Genomic DNA, 15,673 nt, shown 5'->3' on the forward strand with positions numbered 1-15,673 from the left:
TCGATTTCGACTTGTACTCGCTTGCCTATTTCATTTTCGCCATCGCATCTGCAATCGCTTTGTTGGCTTTATCGGCTACAGTCGGGAAGTAGTCGTACGCGGACGTTTCTTTCTGGAAGGCATCCGTACCCCAAGCGCTGTTCGTTGCCGATACTTCAGCTCCGCCCGGAATAAAGATGGTCGGATCGACTTCACCGATTGAAGCCGCATACAGAAGCGCATCCACGTTCAGCCCTTTGTACGTTTCCATTTGCTTAAAGTGGTCGGTGATTTCCGGCACCGTGGAGTTCGGGAGCGAGCCGCCGATATCCATCAGAATCTTCTGGCCTTCTACCGTTGCAGCCCAGAATTTCATGAATTGGAACGCTTGATCCTTGTGTTTGCCTGCTTTAGTCAGGAACATGGGGTTATTGAAGGAAGTACCTACTTGCTTCGCCGTTCCTTTAGGCGTCGGCGCAATATCCCATTTGAATTTCCATTGCGATTTAAAGCCCGGAATCGTCGGCGATACGTGGTAGTAGAACGCTGCATGGCCCGTTGCGAAGATATCCCCTTCAAGGCCCGCATCCTTCACGCGTTTGTCATTGAGCATGATGCCGTCTTTGGAAACCCAGTCCATCATGAATTGATGATCGTCCATGACGTTCTGATCGTTGCCCACATAAGTAATCGTGTTCTGGAGATCACCGTTCAAATCCATGATGTGGTCGGAATGTCCGTTTGAGGCCGCAATGTTGGCGCCTGCAAAGATCGTGAGGATGACATCATTCGCGATGCCCCATACTTTGTCTTCCGGATGAGTAGCTTTCTTCGCCATGTCGACCAGATCCGTCCAGGACCAGTCATTCTTAGGAGCGTCAATGCCGTATTTATCGAGGAGGTCTTTATTGTAGAAGAAGATGAAGGTGTCATTACCGCGGGATAGACCGTATTGCTTGCCTTGGTATTGGAACGGCTCCAAGATGCCCTTGCTGAACTGATACTCCTTGTACTCCGGATCTTCTAAGTAAGGGGTCAAATCTTCAGCCAAGCCTTGCTGTACCACATCGACGAACGTTGGATTCCAGAAAATATCGATCGGTGTGCCGGCTGCGATGCTTTGCGTTACGGCTTTGATCGTGTTCGGGCCCGGATCGTTAAAGAGCCACTTGACCGTAATCCATGGATATTTCTTCGTGAAAGCGTCGGAGATTTTATGCCATTCGGGGCTGTCTGCCGGTACCCATGTGGAGATCGTAATCTCAACAGGTGTTTTATCTACTTCTTGGACGGGCTCAGCGGCTGCGTTGTCCGCTTCGTTGTTGGCTGCTGCGGTGTCGTTCGAGGTTGCTGCCGTGTTCGTGGTGTTTTCTTTCGTATTGGCAGCGGCGTTCTTAGCGTTGTTATTATTATTATTTCCGGAAGAACAGGCTGCGACAAGCATAACTAAGGTGAAAGCGATTACAAAAGAAATTGGCTTCAATGCGCTTCGTTTAAACAAAGGAATTCCCCCTTGATCGAAATAAAATCATGACCTTACCCTGCCATTCATCTTTCGAGAAGCCGCGCTATTCACTTTTCACGTGCTTATGTCAGCTTATTACTGCATCACCTCTTGTAAAAGTATACTTAACTTCAATCATCTTATACCCAATACTACAACATACTTTTCCATTATACAATATGTTATTTCAACAATTAAAGTATACTTTTATGTCGAATATTCAGGCGAAGCTGTCTTCGCTTCTCCCGTACTGCTCCGAATAATCAGTTGCGGCACGATTTCATCCCGCATCTGCTCGCTCTTCCGTTCGAACAGCAGAATTTGCGCCGCACGCTTGCCAAGCAGCAGCGTGTTCTGATTGATCGTCGTCAGGCTTGGGATCGTAAATTGACTGACCAGAATATCATCGTAGCCGATAATGCTGACATCGTCCGGTACGAGCAGCCCTCTTTTGCCAGCTGCCTTTATCGCCCCGATCGCCTTGCTGTCGCTTGTCGCAAATATAGCCGTTGGCCGCTGCTCCAGCGACATCAGCCTGTTCAGCCCTTCCGCCCCCATCTGCTCCGACTCGCGCTCACCGTCGAGCACGCAAACCAATTCCAAATCAAAGGCGACGCGGTGCTGCGTTAGCGCCAATTTGTAACCCTGAAGACGAAGCGCAAACTCCTGATTCATCTCAACCGGCGATTTCCCCGTCAAAATAATGCCGATGCGCTCATGGCCCAACGAAAGCAGATGCTCCGTAGCCAAATATCCGCCTACGAAGTTATCCACGATCACATACGGAATTTGCAAATGAGGGTAGTAGAAATGAACGGTAACAAGCCGTTTGCCCTCTTCCTTCCACTGTCGAAGAAGATCAAGCGGCATTTCGTTCCCATTCTTCAGGTGGGGATGCAGGATGATGCCAATATCATCGCCCTCAGGCATTTGAAATTCATCATCCATCCCCCAGATGTAGAAAGGAATGCCGTGCAGCTCGCACTCCTCCTTAATCCCGGTCAATAAATCCGAGAAGAAACGGTGGTGATAGGCGGAGGCAATTTCATTGTTATAGACAAAATAAATTTGACTAAGCTCCGCCCGCTGCTGCAAGCCGTTGTAAGCTGTGCGTTCCGTTTCCTGCTTCAGAAAGCTGCCTTTCCCGCGCGTTCGGCTAATAATTCCTTCGTTCGCCAGCTCTGCCAACGCTCTGCGCGATGTAATCTCGGAGGTGTTGTACATGCGCGCAAGCTCGATCTGGGTCGGCAGCGGCTCATTATGGCGAATTTTGCCTTCTGCAATCTGCCGCTTTAGATCCTCGATGATGTGCTGATAGACATGTTTTCTTTTCCCGCGCAAAAACATTCCTCCCTACCTGACCCACATTTATGCCATGGAGTGTTCGGTTTCCTCCTGCGGGATAATGCGAAGCGGATAATTGGCAGCAGCATCGATCCGATAGTTCGAAGGCACTTCGGCGGTACCTGTGACGCCATCCGGACCGGTTTTCCACTTAATCGTGATCGTTTGGCCGCCGGGCAGGGGCATAACCGCTTCTGCCGCATCTACTCCCTCGTAAGGGGAATTCAAATAAATGACCCCGCTCCCCAAGTCAGCTAAATCCACGCCAATCACGAGCTCATTGAGCAAGTACGCCGGCGACGCTCCCCAGCCATGACAAGCGCTGACCGGAATGCCTTCTTGCAGATAAGTCGGCGTATGTCCTTGATAGGTGCTCGGTATGGTGCAGGCAGGCATCTCCGCATCGAAGGTTTCCCACCAGGTCGTCGCTCCGCGGCTCAGCATCTCGCCCCAATAGCTGCGGATGAGCGAAAGCGCTTGTTCTCTGCGGCCAGCATTGCGCAGCACTTCAAGCACGATATGCTGGAAGAACGGACCTCTGACAGGCGGAAGCTGCTTGGTAAAATAGTAATTGTCCAAGAAACGGTTCGTATTCTCTTCCGCCATGATGCCGCACCAAGCTGCCATGAAGTTTGTTTGCAGCGAATAGTTGCCGGACAGCGACTCACCGTCCAAGCAATCTGCGAACAGCCCGTTCTCCTCTACCCACAGATGGGTACGAATGGCTTCCGCCAAGTTTAGTGCTTCGGCTTCGGCCAGCTCTGCCTTGCCATTCGTCGGATCAAGCTCGCGCATCATTTCGGAGTAAACTTTCAGCGCTTTGTAGCGCAGGAAGGAGATTGCGGCAACCTTGTCACGACGGTCGATATCGTCCGTCCAATCGATAAAGCACCAGTATCCGGGCCGATCAGCCCGCGCGAACAGTCCTGTAGCGTCGCTTTGCTGTCTGAACCAATCGATCAAGCGATCGGCAACCGGCTGCAGTTCCGCAAGCAGCGACGAATCGCCGGAGTACCGCCAATAATCATGTAAGCCGATCAGCCAATACGCACAAAAATCAGGCAGAAGCATCCCGTTATGCTCCGGTCCCGTGCCGGGAATCGAACCGTCCGCCAGCTGAATGCGAGCGCCTTGCAGCAAACATTTGCGCAGCAATGCCGTGTCCGCGAAGTTGGCATAGATGATTTTGCCCATAACCATGGAGTCCACCACCCACAGCGCCTTCTCGCGCCAAGGACAATCTTCCGTATGATCGTGCGAGTTCATTCGCGTCGTATACAAGCTCACTTCATGAATTCGGTTCAGCAGGTCATCCGAGCTGCCGAACTGCGTCTGCCTGGTGAATGGATAGCCGACTTTCTCGCAGATAAGCGAAGTAACTGTGACTTGAGCCGGAGTCGCCATGAAGGCGAGCTTCAAATAATGAAACACGCGCCGGCCAAAAGGGCGAAGACGCTGGAAGCCCCGTTTGAGCACGAAAGTGTCCACTTCCTGCAGCTCCAGCGATTCTCCGTAAGCGATTCGGATGACCCCGCCTTCCGGAGCGTTGACCTCGAGAATCGGTCTGCCGACAACAATGCGGCCGAAGTCATATACGACTGCAGGCATGGAGCCCGGTCTGGAAGCATCTGCTAGGAGGGCGGCGGCTGAGCCCGGTTCGGTTGCATCCGGCATGTCTGCTGAAGCAATTGCAAGAAGTGATTCCGGTTCCGTTACACTACCCAGGTTCAATTCAGTACGTATAATAGCGGTGGCTTGGCAAGCCTCGGATGCAAGGAATGGGATTTCACGTTCGATTAAGCGCGGCCATGGACTGTTCGGATCGGCGGCTTGTGCAAGCTCCTGCGAATCCGCCCATGCGGCATCGTCGTAGGGAGTCTGCTGCCATCCATCCTCTTGATGCGCCAGATAGATTTCTTTGAAGCCGCCCCATAAACTGATTCGTTCATTCGTTGTGCGAAAGCGGGGAGACTGACGGGATTTCCATGTATGGTCAGTAGCCGAGATAACGGTTGCCGCGGTTGTAGTCTCGATCATAAGCTGGGCGATGAAGCCCGCTTCGCCTTGCATTTGGTTCGTAATAATGTTGGACTCGCCGAATTGGTAGCAAAGCACCGAAATGACATTATCGCCTGCTTGCAAATAACGGCTGACTTCATACGAATCATAGTACTGATACTCCGGTGTACATGGCGAAGGCCCGCGTCCGACCCATTGTCCGTTGATCCAGAGGTTGTACTCCTGCCTCGCCGACAGATGAAGCACCGGCAGCTGCGCAAGCTCCGATGGTTCAAGGTGAAATACTTTTCGGAAATCAACGTATTGGTTTTTGCATTCTCCGCGCTGCTCCAGCCATATCCAGTTCGCATCCCATTTCATAGCCGATCTCCTCTATGTCCAATTTGCTTAAACAGACAACCTAAGATAAGTTAAGTATATTATGCGATTGTTATATTATCAATACGTATACATTATATTTTTAATGTATAAGAAAAGAGTCCTACCTATCATCAATGGATGATTTAGTACGACTCAATCTAATTCTATTTGGGATAAAAGATACCTTAACGTTCGCGGAGTGCCTCGATGGCTTCTTCATCGAACTCAATGCCAAGTCCCGGCGCTTTCGGAAGCATCACTTCGCCGTCTTTGAACGTAAATAAGCCCGGTGTCTTAAGGATGCGATCTATATTCGCAACCGTCTCTTCCGGAGTCAGCGGCGGGAAAATGAGCGCATATTCCAGCATCGAGCAAGATGCGATGGAGGCTCCGACCTGCATTGTCGTCGTCCAGTCCAGACCGCTCGTGCCATGGAGTATACATGGCACGCCGAAAGCTTCGGCGAGTATGCCGGCCTTGCGGCAAGGCCAGACTCCGCCGCTGATTGCCGCATCCGGCTGCAGGATATCGACGGCTTGATGAACCAAGTAGTCTCTGAATATTGGCAGCTCTTGCGCGAATTCCCCGCCCGTAATCGGAAGATCAACTTCTTCTGCCAGCCGCCGGTAAGATGCCAAATCATCGCGCGCGAATGGCTCCTCCAACCAATTCGCGTCGACCGCTTCCAAGCCGCGCGCAACCTGCAGCGCTTGCTCGTAGGTCCAGATCCAGCCCGGCAAATGAGCCGTGCGATCCAGCATCAGCTCCACTTTATCCCGGCCCCCGATCCGTTTGCGCACATGCTCCAGTACGCGCACATCATCCATTGGATCCGGCCGCCATGCGCGGATTTTGAACCGCTTATGCCCCATTTCATAATAACGGATGAGCTGCTCCGCCTGGTCCTCGATGGCAATATGCGATTGATCCGACTCGCCCGGCCAAACGCAGGTCAAATAATAAGGCATGGATTCTCTGGCACTGCCGAGCAGGGAGCGAACCGGGAGCCCTGCCGCTTTGCCGGCAATGTCCCACAAGGCATGCTCAACGGACGGGCAGCCTGCAAGCGCGCCGCTTTGCAGATGTGCTTCGATATCGAGCGGGCTCTTGCCGAGCAGGCGCGGTTTCACCTGCTGCTCCAGCTTGCTCGCATCCGTCAGCCGAAACCCGTAGCCGGTGATGCCTTGATCGGTTTGAATCCGGGTTAGTCCCACGCTTGTTACGCGAAGATCATCCGGCGAAGTCGGCGGCGGGGCTAATCGAACAGTAAACGTTTCGATATTCGTAATTCTCATCCTGGCTCACTCCAATTCATGATTATGAATGATAAGTATACTGTAGGTGGAATTATGTCAATTCAAAGTATACAGCGATAAATCGGTCTTGTAAATTAACAATCTAGACTGCTTGCAGCCGCTTTTCTTTATCTCATTAAGCTATTTTTGGACATGTGCGGTAACTATTACCTCTCTTTCGCAAAACGTCCATCCACCCTCAGGCTGTTGATTAACCGAATACGAGTAACTGCTTTGATCTAACGAAACGTAAAAGCTTTTTTATGCGAAAATAGCCGTTTCTTAACTCTTACGAACCGCGGAGGCGCGGCTCCATACGTTTCATTAGATTTTCAAACCCGGTCATTTCCCCTAAATAAGAACTCTGAGTTTCATTAGAATTTTTAGAAGTCGGTAGTCAGTGTTCAGCGTTCAGTGTTCAGCATTCTGCATTCTGCGCCAACGGTCTGGTAGGTCTTCTGTTTTCATTGCCACACTAACAAAAAACCTCTGCTTCCACTTTACAAGTGGCCGCAGAGGTTTCTCTCTTATCCATTATAACGCATTACTGATTGCCCAATTCCAGCTTCCGTCCGCCTGTGCTTCGATGGTAGAGAACGAACGCCGTCAGACCGATGAGGCCGAATAATCCTGCCGCATAGAGCAGCCAAGAAATCGGCATCGTCTCCGACAAGGATGTGCTGAGCAGCGGACCGATACTGCCGCGGATGCCGAACAGCATCAGATGGAGCCCGAACACAACGGCTTCGCGCCCCGGGGCGAGTCGGAACACGTAAGCCAGGAAGCCGATATCCCATATCGCGTCCCCTAAACCCTGAATGCCGCTGCCAATCAGAACAGCCGGCAAATTGCCGAAGATCGCGTACAATATGGGGACGATCGCGAACGCAGCCAAACCATACGCGATCGTTTGTTTAGCGGACAACTTATCGATCACACTGCCGACTACAAAGTATGAAACCAGCAGACAGGTAAAATAAGTCGCACGCGCATAGCCGATTTCCGTATTCGTGAGCTCCAGCCAGTTTACTTGAATAATCTGGTATAGCGGCTGCGCAATAATGTTACCGAAGCCCGTAAATGTGCAAGCAAGGAAGAAGACCGCCAGCTCGCGATTCTGTTTGATGAGCTGCAGCTGCTCTTTAAGCGATGCTCGCTTCGCGGTTTGCAGCTTGGACGGCGCTTCCTTACGCGCTTTCACTTTGGCGAAAACGAGAATGGAAATCACGCCGGTAATGGATGCAAACAACAGCGGCCCGGAAGGCCCGGCAACATCCGTCCACTTGCCGATCATGAATGCAGTGGGAATCATGATGATCCCCATCGCTACTCTTGTGTTGCCCATTAGCTTCCCGCGATGCTCAGGCGGATACATTCGGACCACCATGGAAGCATAAGCCGGTGCTTGCACCCCCATCAGCATATGGAAGAAAAGCGCAACGACGACATAAATCAAAGGGACGCCGAAAAATGCCGGCAGTATAATGAGAGCCCTGGCGATAAAGTTCGGAATGACGATAAACGGCTTCGGGTCTCCTGAGCGTTCAATCCAGCTTGCCCATATTGGAGACAGCAGCAATCCAATCGCCGGGGCCGCCGACAGCAGTCCAACCTGAATATTGGATGCTCCTTGCTGAATCGCCATGGGAATGTAAAACTGGTTGAACACGACGTTAAAGAAACTAAATAATACCGAAGCCGTGGCATCAAAGCAGAAATTATGCCATGCTCTTGGGCCGAGCTGCAGCCGCAGCGTCGAGACTAGCGATTTTATGGCATTCATATTCTATCGTTACCCTTCATATTCGATCATTTTTCAGAGTATAGTATAACACTCCTTGCGCCTTTTGGCGTCAATTTTCCATTTTGACAAACCATCTTGCATGGGGGCATAATGAACGTTAAGAGATCGTTAAGAGATTACAAGATCAAGCTTGTGTTAGGAGGATTTCAACATGCCGCTTTGGCGCCTTAAACGGCTGTTTCAGATGAGGCCGTTTATTTTTTTCACCCTTATATTAGTCATTAAATCAACGTTAGCGTGGCTCGTTATCTTTGACGGAGGTCCATCCTTGACGCTGCTCGTGACGGAGCTGCCATTCTTCTGGATCCTGTTCTGCTTAATTGAATGGTTCGCCACCAAACGCAAGCTGGCGCTCTATGTGACGGTCAATTTACTCGTTACCGCGATCTTGTTCGCCGTCATCATGTATTACAAATATTTCGGGATCATCGTGACCTATCATGCGCTGGAGCAGGTCAATCAAGTAACGGCCGTGAAGAGCAGCGTGTTTTCACTGTTGGATCCTTATTATTTATTCATTTTTCTCGATATTATCGTGTTTACTTTTCTGCTCGTCAGACGTTCGAAATTTCAAGGCTGGAAAACATTCAGTCAGATCCCGCTTAGCCGGTCCGTGATCTCGCTTGTCTTCATCATTTCGCTTGCGTTGTGCCTCTTCAATATATTGCCCAATCGCGCCAGCATGAATGAAATTGTGAAAGCCGAAGAGATGGGTATACTCAATTACGAAATCTACACGATTTTCGCGGATGACAATACGCCGAAAACACCGATGAAAGAGATTACCCGTGAGCTGATCGATGAAACGAAAGGCATTACCGAGCCCGCGGCTCCTAAATACGCGAACGTTGCGGCAGGTAAAAACCTTATCATTTTGCAAATGGAATCCCTTCAGAACTTCTTGATCGGACTCAAAATCGACGGACAAGAAATTACGCCGAATATGAACAAGCTGGCACGCGAACATATGTATTTCCCGAACTTCTATCAGCAGGTCGGCCAAGGCAATACCTCCGATGCCGAATTCGTCGTGAACACGTCGTTCTATATTCCGCCGCGGGGCGCGGCAACAATGGCTTACAGCGACAAAGAGCTGCCAAGCCTCCCTCGCCTTATGGATCAGAACGGCTACCAGAGCGCAACCTTCCATACGAATGTCGTGGAATTCTGGAACCGGATCGGACTTTATAAAGCGCTTGGTTTTGACAAATACTATGATCAATCCTTCTTCGGGAAAGAGGATATGGTATTCTTCGGTCCTTCCGACGAGGTGCTGTACAAGAAAACGGCTGAGCAGCTGGATCACATGCAACAATCCGGCAAACCGTTCTATGCGCAAATTATTTCGATGTCATCCCATCACCCCTTCACAATCCCTGAGGCTAAATACAAAATGAAGCTGCCGGAGCGTTATGAAGGTACATTCGTCGGTGATTATATACGAGCTCAGAATTACGCGGACTATGCGCTTGGGTTGTTCGTTGACGACCTTAAGGCACGCGGAATCTGGGATAACAGCGTCTTTGTAACGTACGGCGACCATCTTGGTCTGCCGGTCTACTCGTTAGACAACGACGACAAGAAGCTGATGCGCGAAATCTACGGTCATGAATACGGATTTACCGACATGATCAATATTCCGTTAATTATCTCTTCTCCGGGTATTTCAACACCTGCAAAGCTTCCGCAAATCGGCGGTCAATCGGATATTATGCCAACGATTGCGAATTTGCTCGGCATCTCCTTGGCCGATCACATTCACTTCGGGCAAGATTTGTTCAATCAAACGTCGAACATTTTGCCGGAACGGTATTACCTGCCTACCGGATCGATGATTAACGATCAAGAATTGTTTATTCCGGGTACAGCATACAATGACGGTACTCATTATCCGCTGAATGGCAGCGTTCAGAATGGTTCAACGGTATCCGAGGATCAATACAATCGGGCCTTGAAGCTCCTTCATTTATCCGACAGCTATGTAAGTCAGCTGCCGCCGGTGAAACCTTAACGACAATACACTCCTGTATGCAAAAAGCACTCTTCTCGCTAGTCGGTCATAAGGCCGCTAATGAGGAGAGTGCTTTATTTGTTGAACGTTGATCCTTCTATCCGTACAGCCCGTATTTGATTTCACAAACCGTGCCTCGACCCAACTTGCTCGTGAAAAAGATTTCCCCGCCCATTACCTTAACGAGGCTGACAACAACCATCAGACCAAGTCCCGTGCCTTTTTCTTTGGTCGTGAAGAACGGCAGACCGATGCGTCTTAGCTGCAGCTTACTCATCCCCACTCCGGTATCGGAAATTTGAATGCATACCTGCCTGTTCTCAATCCTTGTCGAAATCGTTAGCAGGCCGCCTGTCGGCATCGCTTCAATGGCATTTTTCATCAGGTTTAGCAGACATTGCTGGAACTTCTTAGGCTCCCCCATGATGTACAAGGCTCGCTCTTGCTGATGCTCAATTCGGATCTCGATGCTGGACATGACCGAAAGCGGCGATATCCAAGGCAGGAGCCCCTCAATTTCCTCAATGACATGGATCGGTCTCGCTTCTTCAATCGTCGGTTTGGCATAGTTCAAATAATCCGTTATGATCGCATTCGCTTGCTCGACTCCTTCAATCGCATGCAATCGGTAACGCTCTATGGATGCACTGCTGATACCGGGCTTCGCCATCATCTGCAGAAATCCCTGCGTGGTTGTAAGCGGATTGCGGATTTCATGGGAAATCGATGCAGCCAGCTCGCCGATCATATGGAACTTCTCGGCTTTGTAGAGCTCCTCCTGCAAATTCTCCTGACTCCTTACCTTATTGCAGGTGATGACGATAATAACAGAGGAGACCATCGTCCCAACAAATAAGACCAGCACTTCAGCAGCATTCAGTTTCAGTTGATCGCTTTGCGAATACACCGCGAGGAAAACAACAAAATGAATGAACATGAAGAAAAGTGAATAGCCCATTGTTCTTGATAGCGAACTCTTCCAGAACATCCGGTAATGAAACCAAGCCCCCAGCAGCGCCAATAGGAGATTGCTTGCCAGATTCGCCTCGATATCCGTACCTGTAAAGAAGACACCGCAAAACGTTACTGCAGCGCAAACGAGTATTCCGGGCCAGGCTCCCTCAAACACGGAAGCCATCATAATGCTGATCGGCATGAGATGCAGCGAGAAAACAAGCGGGTCGATGGGCTCGATGATTTGGTAGCAGGTAGACAACACTGCCATGATGACAGCGATCGCCTGTTTCCTTCGCCGAGCCGACAGCATGACCCTTGGGCTTATAAAAAGAAATGTGCAAGCCGCTAATATATAAAGCAAACCATGAAATTCATAAATGAGGATGGCGGACATGGCTGGAGAACACGACTCCCTTTAGTAGGTTCGACGATAGAGTAGGAATAAATAACTACTTAACCTATCTAACTATAACATAGAGTTATATGTTACATCTCCATTTTTGGGAATAATGTTCAATTACGGTGCCATCCATTTTGTGTAAAGCTCATTCAACTGCTCTTGCACATGCTCCCGTTCACGCCAGCGCTGAGCAAGCTCATCCACGCCGATCTGCTCTGACTTCTCGTTCAGTTCCGTATCCATCTCTGCCAGACGGGCTTCGAGCTGGCTGATTTGCTGCTCCAGCTTCTCCGTGTTAGGCTGCTTCGAGATGACAGCGGCATGAAGGTTCGCGGCCGCTTGATTTCGCTTAACCGGGGCTGCTTCCTTCACTATAGCGGGCTGCACGCTCTCATCCGTGCGAAGCTGCTTGCGTTTCTCGGCATATTCATCGTAATCGCCGAGGTACACCGTCAGCTTAGCTCGATCGAGCTCCCACACTTTATTCGCCAGTCGATTGATAAAATACCGGTCATGCGATATCGCAAGAATCGTACCAGGGAAGTCTTCCAGCGCATCTTCAAGCGCCTCTCTGGAGGCGATGTCCATATGATTGGTCGGTTCGTCCAGCAGCAGCAAATTCGGCTTCTTCAGGATGAGCAGCGCTAGCCGCAGCCGCGTCCACTCGCCGCCCGATAGCTGGCTGACGCTCTTGAACACCTCTCCTTGGGTAAACAGATACCTTGCTAAATGCGATCGAGCTTCACCTTCCTCCATCCCCGCCGCCTCGCGGAAATAAGCAAGTACATTCTTCTTATCATCCGCGGGATATTGCTGCTGGGCCAGGTATCCGATATCCACGCGCGCTCCGATATCGATCGTTCCGCTGTCTTGCCCTTCCGTTCCGAGAATCAGCTTGAACAGGGTCGTTTTGCCCGCTCCGTTTGGACCAAGCAGCATAATCTTCTCTCCGTAGAGAAGCATCCCATTAACCTCATGCAACAGTTTGCGGTTACCGTAGCTCTTGCTTATGCCTTGAAACTCAACGACCCGTTTCCCGGAACGATCCGCCAGCTGAAGCTGAAACTCTGCTCCTTTCGGATCAAGCACCGGGCGTTTCACCCGCTCCATCCGATCGAGCGCTTTCTGCATCGAAGCCGCCCTGCGGAAGAATTTCTCGTTACCGCCGACTCTTCCCCACTCCTGCAGCTGCTTGATGGTCTCTTTCATCTTCTTCATGACCTTCTGCTGCTCCTGGTACTCCGCAAACTGCTGCAGCAGCTGAGCTTCCTTCTCCTTCACATAGCCGCTGTAATTGCTATGGTAAGTGACGGCTTCACCGTCTTCGATATCGATTATTTTCGTAACGACATGGTCTAGGAACATCCGGTCATGCGAAACGATCAAGCAGGAACCGTCATATCCGTTCAAGAACGACTCCAGCCACTGCACGCCTTGCAAATCCAGATGGTTGGTCGGCTCATCCAGCAGCAGAAGCTCCGGCTTGCTGATGAGCTGTGCCGCCAGGCCGATCTTCGTCTTCTCCCCGCCGGATAAGGTGCCATACCGTCTTTCGTACATCTCTCGCGGAATCAGCAGCCCCGTCGTAACCGTATCAATCTTCGCATCCAGCTCGTAGCCGCCTTCATTCTGAAACCGCTCCTGCAGCACGGAGTATTCTCGTAGCAGCTGCTCCAGCCGCTTCTCCCCTGTTCCCGAATCGGACATCTCCTGCTCCAGCTTCGTCATTTGCGCTTTGCACGTCAGGAGCTCCGCATACCCCGATGCCAGCACATCGTAAACCGTTCCATCGTCCCACGCTGCCGGGATTTGCGCCAAATATCCGATCTTCGTATCCTTGCGAATCGTGAGCTGCCCTTCGTCCGGCTTAGACAGCTTTGCAATGAGCGAGATCAGCGTGGATTTACCGCTTCCGTTGCGGCCAACCAGCCCTACCCGCTCCCCTTCGTGAATTTCAAAGGTTACATCTTCAAGCACCAGCTTAGCGCCGTAATATTTCTTTATATGTTGACCATTTACCATTATCATCGTGGAATCCTCCCAGTTGTTTCGGAAGATCGCCCCCGTCTGAAACCAACAAAAAAAGAGCCGCAGGAAAATGCCCTGCGACTCTTCGGTATTTACCGATCGAGGTCTAAGGTAGGCGTCTTCGCTTGAGTGATGGTGCCGTATCGGCATATTTGGACAGACTTCTCCCGCTTTGTCCAAATGCATGCACGATGCCAGCCATTGCAATCGGCAGCTGGCTAATACGGTTGTTCACCATTTCTGAATTCATCCTACCTCACACCTCCTTTCGAATATTTATCTAACCATACCACAGAACGCAATCGCCCCGCAAGAAGTCCAAGAAGAAACGGGCTATCGTCGCAAAAAAAGCTCATATCGCTGTCCGCCCTCCCATACATATAGCTATGAAGCACACTCGCATTACAAGGGGGAAGCGAAATTGCACCAGGATGAGATCAAAGCATTAGAGCGAGCTATTGACGAGATCACTGAGATTGCCCAAGGATTTGGCCTCGATTTCTACCCGATGCGGTATGAAATATGCCCGGCCGATATCATTTATACATTCGGCGCCTACGGCATGCCTACCCGGTTCAGTCATTGGAGCTTTGGCAAAACGTTCAATAAAATGAAGATGCAGTATGATTTTGGCCTAAGTAAAATTTATGAACTTGTCATTAACTCCAACCCTTGCTATGCCTTTCTGCTGGATGGCAACTCACTCATACAGAATAAGCTGATCGTCGCGCATGTATTGGCACATTGCGACTTCTTCAAGAACAATGCGCGTTTCAGCGCCTCGAACCGAAATATGGTGGAAAGTATGTCCGCCACGGCCGAGCGTGTGAGTCAATACGAGATGGAGTATGGCACTGATGCCGTCGAGAAATTTATCGACGCGGTTCTGGCCATTCAGGAGCATGTCGATTCCACCATTATCCGGCCTTATAAGCTGGATAAAGCCCATTACATTGAGCTGCTCAACAAGGCAAATCAAGTAGACAAAGTGCCTCGCCAATCGCAATATGATGATTTGTGGTCGCTGGATTCCGAAGAGCAGGCTGCGCAGGCGAGTCTCAAAGCAGCCAATAATGAGCCGAAGCGTTTCCCGCCTCAGCCGGAGAAAGACCTCATCTGGTTCATTGAGGAATATTCGCCGAATTTGCAGGATTGGCAGCGCGACATCATGTCCATGCTGCGGGATGAGATGCTGTATTTCTGGCCGCAAATCGAGACGAAGATCATGAACGAAGGCTGGGCTTCTTACTGGCATCAGCGGATCCTTCGCGAGATGGACTTAACAAGCGCGGAAACGATCGAATTCGCCTCACTTAACTCCGCCGTCGTGCAGCCATCGAGGCATTCGCTTAATCCGTACTACTTGGGTCTTAAGATCTTCGAGGATATCGAGCGCCGCTGGGATAACCCGACCAAGGAGGAGCAGGATCGCTTCGGACGTAAGCCGGGGCTTGGGCGGGATAAAATCTTCGAAGTGCGGGAGTTCGACTCCGATATTTCATTCCTGCGAAATTATTTGACGAAGAAACTTGTTGGCGATCTGGATCTCTACGTCTTCGAGAAGAAAGGCGCGGAATGGAAAATCACCGACAAAGCATGGGAGTCCGTCCGCGATCAGCTTGTGACCTCTCGAGTCAACGGCGGCTTCCCGAGCCTCGTTGTAACCGACGGCGACTTTAACCGCGTCGGCGAGCTGTTCCTCTTCCATCAATACGAAGGGGTCGAGCTGGATTTGAAATACGTGGAGCGCACGCTCCCTCACGTCGTTCAGCTCTGGGGCAAGACCGTTCACCTCGAGACGATCGTCGAGGACAAACGAATCGTATTCAGCTGCGACGGCAAGAAAACGAGCCGGAAATTTATTTAAGCAAAGCCTGAAGCTAATCAACAAAAAGATCGCATTCCCGTACAGCCCGTTGCAGGCTGCAGGAATGCGATCTTTTTGTTCCGTTACTCTATGTATCCGTCGCTT

At 50.6% G+C, this 15,673-nt stretch carries 10 protein-coding genes; 2 read left to right on the forward strand and 8 right to left on the reverse strand.

Features of this window, described 5'->3' with window-relative positions; all coding sequences use genetic code 11:
- Nucleotides 1-25: 25 nt before the first annotated feature.
- The 5 genes from BM412_RS17075 to BM412_RS17095 all read right to left on the reverse strand — a co-directional run bounded on the left by BM412_RS17075 (nt 26) and on the right by BM412_RS17095 (nt 8,284).
- Entirely contained in the window at nt 26-1,480 is a 1,455-nt protein-coding gene (locus tag BM412_RS17075) for an ABC transporter substrate-binding protein (RefSeq protein WP_091220914.1), read from the reverse strand.
- 210 nt (nt 1,481-1,690) lie between these two features.
- Nucleotides 1,691-2,824, reverse strand: coding sequence for a GntR family transcriptional regulator (locus BM412_RS17080; protein ID WP_256256400.1), 1,134 nt, complete (start codon nt 2,822-2,824; stop codon nt 1,691-1,693).
- A 27-nt stretch (nt 2,825-2,851) separates the two neighbouring features.
- A complete protein-coding gene (locus BM412_RS17085) occupies nt 2,852-5,206 on the reverse strand; it encodes a family 78 glycoside hydrolase catalytic domain (protein WP_091220920.1) in 2,355 nt (784 codons plus the stop codon).
- Nucleotides 5,207-5,391: 185 nt separating this feature from the next.
- Entirely contained in the window at nt 5,392-6,501 is a 1,110-nt protein-coding gene (locus tag BM412_RS17090) for a mandelate racemase/muconate lactonizing enzyme family protein (RefSeq protein WP_091220922.1), read from the reverse strand.
- Nucleotides 6,502-7,045: 544 nt separating this feature from the next.
- Nucleotides 7,046-8,284, reverse strand: a complete 1,239-nt coding sequence (locus BM412_RS17095; protein WP_091220925.1) for an MFS transporter — start codon at nt 8,282-8,284, stop codon at nt 7,046-7,048.
- Between the two features lie 172 nt (nt 8,285-8,456).
- On the opposite strand from BM412_RS17095, the gene BM412_RS17100 reads away from it, so the two are divergent.
- A complete protein-coding gene (locus BM412_RS17100) occupies nt 8,457-10,316 on the forward strand; it encodes an LTA synthase family protein (protein WP_091220927.1) in 1,860 nt (619 codons plus the stop codon).
- Between the two features lie 97 nt (nt 10,317-10,413).
- Here the strand turns inward: BM412_RS17100 and BM412_RS17105 are convergent, their stop codons facing one another.
- The 3 genes from BM412_RS17105 to BM412_RS32165 all read right to left on the reverse strand — a co-directional run bounded on the left by BM412_RS17105 (nt 10,414) and on the right by BM412_RS32165 (nt 13,951).
- Complete coding sequence (locus BM412_RS17105; RefSeq protein WP_177245895.1) at nt 10,414-11,541, reverse strand: ATP-binding protein; 1,128 nt, start codon at nt 11,539-11,541, stop codon at nt 10,414-10,416.
- Nucleotides 11,542-11,790: 249 nt separating this feature from the next.
- A complete protein-coding gene (gene abc-f, locus BM412_RS17110; RefSeq protein WP_091220932.1) occupies nt 11,791-13,701 on the reverse strand; it encodes a ribosomal protection-like ABC-F family protein in 1,911 nt (636 codons plus the stop codon).
- Nucleotides 13,702-13,807: 106 nt separating this feature from the next.
- Nucleotides 13,808-13,951: a hypothetical protein gene (locus tag BM412_RS32165; protein WP_177245896.1), complete on the reverse strand. Its 144-nt coding sequence runs from the start codon at nt 13,949-13,951 to the stop codon at nt 13,808-13,810.
- A 171-nt stretch (nt 13,952-14,122) separates the two neighbouring features.
- Here BM412_RS32165 and BM412_RS17115 point away from each other — a divergent pair, with 171 nt between their 5' ends.
- Nucleotides 14,123-15,568, forward strand: a complete 1,446-nt coding sequence (locus BM412_RS17115; RefSeq protein ID WP_091220935.1) for a SpoVR family protein — start codon at nt 14,123-14,125, stop codon at nt 15,566-15,568.
- Nucleotides 15,569-15,673: the final 105 nt, after the last annotated feature.

It is taken from the genome of Paenibacillus sp. BC26, from assembly GCF_900116125.1.
GTDB lineage: Bacteria > Bacillota > Bacilli > Paenibacillales > Paenibacillaceae > Paenibacillus_Z > Paenibacillus_Z lignilyticus.

Bases quoted from the DNA above. Each gene is read 5' to 3' on its own strand.
- BM412_RS17100 (WP_091220927.1), top strand. From the start codon at position 8,457: ATGCCGCTTTGGCGCCTTAAACGGCTGTTTCAGATGAGGCCGTTTATT.
- BM412_RS17090 (WP_091220922.1), bottom strand. From the start codon at position 6,501: ATGAGAATTACGAATATCGAAACGTTTACTGTTCGATTAGCCCCGCCG.
- BM412_RS32165 (WP_177245896.1), bottom strand. From the start codon at position 13,951: ATGAATTCAGAAATGGTGAACAACCGTATTAGCCAGCTGCCGATTGCA.
- BM412_RS17105 (WP_177245895.1), bottom strand. From the start codon at position 11,541: ATGGCAGTGTTGTCTACCTGCTACCAAATCATCGAGCCCATCGACCCG.
- BM412_RS17085 (WP_091220920.1), bottom strand. From the start codon at position 5,206: ATGAAATGGGATGCGAACTGGATATGGCTGGAGCAGCGCGGAGAATGC.
- abc-f (WP_091220932.1), bottom strand. From the start codon at position 13,701: ATGATAATGGTAAATGGTCAACATATAAAGAAATATTACGGCGCTAAG.
- BM412_RS17095 (WP_091220925.1), bottom strand. From the start codon at position 8,284: ATGAATGCCATAAAATCGCTAGTCTCGACGCTGCGGCTGCAGCTCGGC.